General features: G+C 72.6%; 4 protein-coding genes. 1 reads left to right on the top strand and 3 read right to left on the bottom strand.

The window, feature by feature from the left end; all coding sequences use genetic code 11:
• Positions 1 to 128 precede the first annotated feature (128 nt).
• From ACFVX9_RS34180 to ilvA, 3 genes are all read right to left on the bottom strand, one after another.
• Positions 129 to 986: an ABC transporter permease gene (locus ACFVX9_RS34180; protein ID WP_063348013.1), complete on the bottom strand. Its 858-nt coding sequence runs from the start codon at positions 984 to 986 to the stop codon at positions 129 to 131.
• Position 987: 1 nt separating this feature from the next.
• A complete protein-coding gene (locus tag ACFVX9_RS34175; RefSeq protein WP_387985562.1) occupies positions 988 to 2,079 on the bottom strand; it encodes an ATP-binding cassette domain-containing protein in 1,092 nt (363 codons plus the stop codon).
• A gap of 278 nt (positions 2,080 to 2,357) precedes the next feature.
• On the bottom strand, positions 2,358 to 3,569 hold the full coding sequence (gene ilvA, locus ACFVX9_RS34170; protein WP_063348014.1) for a threonine ammonia-lyase: 1,212 nt from the start codon (positions 3,567 to 3,569) through the stop codon (positions 2,358 to 2,360).
• Between the two features lie 122 nt (positions 3,570 to 3,691).
• Here ilvA and ACFVX9_RS34165 point away from each other — a divergent pair, with 122 nt between their 5' ends.
• Positions 3,692 to 4,057 (top strand): MarR family transcriptional regulator, encoded by a 366-nt coding sequence (locus ACFVX9_RS34165; protein WP_387985558.1) that lies wholly within the window; start codon positions 3,692 to 3,694, stop codon positions 4,055 to 4,057.
• Position 4,058 lies beyond the last annotated feature (1 nt).

Genomic DNA, 4,058 nt, shown 5'->3' with positions numbered 1-4,058 from the left:
TGTAGGGTTTGCTCCTAACGCCCGCCTACCCCTCCCTCCCATCCACAACCAACCCCCCCCCACCCAGCGTGCTGGTCCGGAGCGCCAAAACCCCCCCCCCCCCGCCCTCGCGGCGTACTTGGCGCGGTTCAGCCCACGGCCGAGCGGTACTTGCGCACCGACAGCCAGGAGAACACTGCGGTGATCAGCACCGACCACAGCACCGACACCAGCGCGGCGTGCTGCATCGGCCAGGTGGCGTCCACCGGGCCGACCTGGTTGCCGAACAGGTCCCGGCAGGCCTGCACGGTGGCGCTGAACGGGTTCCAGTACGCGACCGTCTGCAGCCAGCCCGGCATCGAGCTGACCGGCACGAAGGCGTTGGAGACGAAGGTCAGCGGGAACAGCCAGATCAGGCCGGCCGAGGTGGCCGCCTCGGGGCTGCGCACCGAGAGGCCGATCAGCGCGCCGATCCAGGAGAACGCGTAGCCGAGCAGGAGCAGCAGGCCGAAGGCGCCGAGCGCGTTGAGCACGCCGTCGTGGATCCGCCAGCCGACCAGCAGCGCGACCAGGGCCAGCACGATCACGGTGAACGCGGTCTGGCACAGGTCGGCCAGGGTGCGGCCGACCAGCACCGCCGAGCGGGCCATCGGCAGCGAGCGGAAGCGGTCCACCAGGCCCTTGGTCATGTCCTCCGCGATCCCGGCGGAGGCGCCGGCGACGGCGAAGGTGACGGTCTGGGCGAAGATGCCGGCCATCAGGAACTGGATGTACGAGTCGGAGCTGGAGCTCGCCCCGGGGATCTTGATCGCCCCGCCCATCACGTACGAGAACAGCAGCACGAACATGACCGGCTGCATCAGCCCAAAGACCACGATCTCGGGGATCCTGGTCATCCGGCGCAGGTTGCGCTTGGCGACCACCCAGGAGTCGTGCAGGGTGGCGGCGATGCCGCGGCGCTGCCTGGGCATCGCCTCGCCGATGGCGTGCTCGGTGGCGGTGCTCATCTCAGCGCTCCGTTCCGGCCGCGACGGCCTGCTTGTCCGGTCCCTGGCCGTCGGAGCCGTCCGACCCCTCGGCGGACGGCCCCTCGGCGGACGGCCCGCCCTTGCCCCGGCCGCCCCGGCCGCGGCCGCCGGAGCCGTTCCCCTCCTCCACCGTCTCGGCGACGTGGCCGGTGAGGGTGAGGAACACGTCGTCCAGGGTCGGGCGGCGCAGGCCGATGTCGTCGATCTCGATGCCGCGGGCGTCGAGTTCGCGGATGACGTCGGCGAGCACCCGGGCGCCGCCGCTGACCGGCACGGTGATCCGGCGGGTGTTCTTCTCCACCGCCGGCTCGCCCAGCGCGTACCCGGACAGCGCCGCGACCGCGTCGGCGACCAGGCCCGGCTCGTGCACCACGACCTCTATCCGCTCGCCGCCGATCTGGGCCTTGAGCTGGTCGGCGGTGCCCCGGGCGATCACCCGGCCGTGGTCCACGACGGCGATGTCGTGCGCCAGCCGGTCGGCCTCCTCCAGGTACTGGGTGGTGAGCAGCAGCGTGGTGCCCTGCTCGACCAGGGTCTCGATGACCTCCCAGAGCGCGAGCCGGTTGCGCGGGTCGAGGCCGGTGGTCGGCTCGTCGAGGAACATCACCGGCGGCCGGACGACCAGCGCGGCGGCGAGGTCGAGGCGGCGGCGCATGCCGCCGGAGTAGGTCTTGGCGGTGCGGTCCTTGGCCTCGGTGAGGTTGAACCACTCCAGCAGCTCCAGCGCCCTCACCTTCGCCTGACGGGCGCTCATCTGGTAGAGCTCGCCGACCATCTGGAGGTTCTCGAAGCCGGTGAGGTACTCGTCGACCGCCGCGTACTGGCCGGACAGGCCGATCAGGCTGCGGACCTTGTTGGGGTGCTTGAGCACGTCGACGCCGGCGACCACCGCGCGGCCCGAGTCGGGGCGCAGCAGGGTGGTGAGGACCCGCACGGTGGTGGTCTTGCCGGCGCCGTTCGGGCCGAGCAGCCCGAGCACCGTGCCCTCGGGGACGTCGAGGCTGACGCCGTCCAGGGCTCGTACGTCGCCGAAGGTCTTGACCAGGTTCTCGGCTTGGATGGCTGGCGCCATGGCCTGCCTCATCTCCTCGGACGAATATGGGCGATCTGTCACACTCTGCCCCTTTTTCGGGCATGCGGGCGACTCGGTTTTCGCCTACCACGGCACAGAACGCGATGTATCGCGAGTCTGGCAGCACGCGATATATCGCGTCAAGGCATAGGGCTCCGCCATCGTGACAGGGACCACTGACATCCACCGAGATCCGCCGAGATCCACCGAGGCCCGCCCCGCACCGTCCGGCGCCCGAGACACCCGGCCCCCCCAAGCGCCTGAGGCGCCTTCCGAACTCAGCTGGAAACGACGTACCCCGCGTCCCGCAGCTCGCCGACCACGGCCGCGCAGTGCTCCGGCCCCTTGGTCTCCAGGTGCAGGTCCACCTCGACCTCGGTCAGCCCCAGCCGCGGGTCGATCCGCACGTGCGCGACGTCCAGCACGTTGGCGTCCAGCCTGGTCAGCACCCCCAGCAGGTCGGCCAGCGAGCCCGGCTTGTCCGCCAGCCGCACCCGCAGCGACAGGTACCGGCCGGCCGCCGCCAGCCCGTGCCGCAGCACCCGCTGCATCAGCTGCGGGTCGATGTTGCCGCCGGACAGCACGGCCACCACCGGCCCCTCGAAGGAGTCCGGCTGCTCCAGCAGCGCCGCGATCGGGGCCGCCCCGGCCGGTTCGACCACCAGTTTCAGCCGCTCCAGGCCGAGCAGCAGGGCCCGCGACAGCGCGTCCTCGGAGACCGTCCGGACGCCGTCCGCCAGCGAGTTGATCACCTCGAACGGGATGTCCCCGGGCCGGCCGACCATGATCCCGTCGGCCATCGTGGCGTAGTGCTCCAGTGACACCGGCCGCCCGGCCGCCAGCGAGGGCGGGTACGCGGCCGCGCCCGCCGCCTGCACCCCCACCACCCGGACGTCCGGCCGCAGCGGCTTGACCGCCGCCGCGATCCCGGCCAGCAGGCCGCCGCCGCCCACCCCGACCAGGATGGTCCGCACCTCGGGGCACTGCTCCAGGATCTCCAGTCCGACGGTGGCCTGGCCGGTGACCACGTCCCAGTGGTCGAAGGGGTGGATGAACACCGCGCCGGTCGCCTCCGAGTACCGCTGCGCGGCCTGCAACGCCTCGTCCACCGTGGCGCCGTGCAGCCGCACCTGCGCGCCGTACTCCCGGGTCGCCGCGACCTTGGGCAGCGGCGCCGCGACCGGCATGAACACGGTCGAGTGCACCCCCAGCAGCGCGGCCGCCAGCGCCACCCCCTGCGCATGGTTGCCCGCGCTCGCCGCCACCACCCCGCCGGCCCGCTGCACCGGCGAGAGCCCGGCGATCCGCACGTACGCGCCGCGCAGCTTGAACGAACCGGTGCGCTGGAGGTTCTCGCACTTCAGGTGGACCGGCGCGCCGATCAGCCCGGACAGGTACCGGCTGCCCTCCATCGGCGTCACCCGGGCGATTCCGGCGAGCATCTTCTGGGCGCCGCGGACGTCGTCGAGGGTGACCGGCCAGTTGTGCATAACGCCAGCCTACGGTGGTCGACACCGGCAATCCGGGACGTCGGGGCTGTTCCCGGGCCCGCTCCGCCCGCGTACGCTGCTGCTTCTGAGCCTCCCTCACCGCACGACGATCGTGAGCCGCGATGACGACGACCTCGCCCCAGGCCACCGACCGCACCGACCCCGTGCACGCCCGACTCCAGTACCAGCTGGCGGTGTTCGCCCGCCGGATGGACCAGGTCCGGACCACCGGCGGCGGTCTCGGCGCGCTGGACCGGGCCGCCTACCTGCTGCTCGACCGCCTGGAGCGGCACGGGCCCGCCAACGTCAAGGCGCTGGCCGAGTCGCTCGGCGTCGACTCCTCCACGGTGACCCGGCAGGTCGCCCCGCTGGTCGCGGGCGGGCTGGGGGGGGGGGGGCGCGAACCCCGCAACCCCCCCCCCCCCCACCCCCCCCTCCCCCCCCCCCTCTCCCCCCCCCCCCCCACAACACCCCCACGGGGGGCATAAC

This window comes from Kitasatospora sp. NPDC058243 (assembly GCF_042882025.1).
GTDB lineage: Bacteria > Actinomycetota > Actinomycetes > Streptomycetales > Streptomycetaceae > Kitasatospora.
Note: the sequence above shows the minus strand (reverse complement) of the source record. Positions and strands in the feature narration are given on the sequence as shown.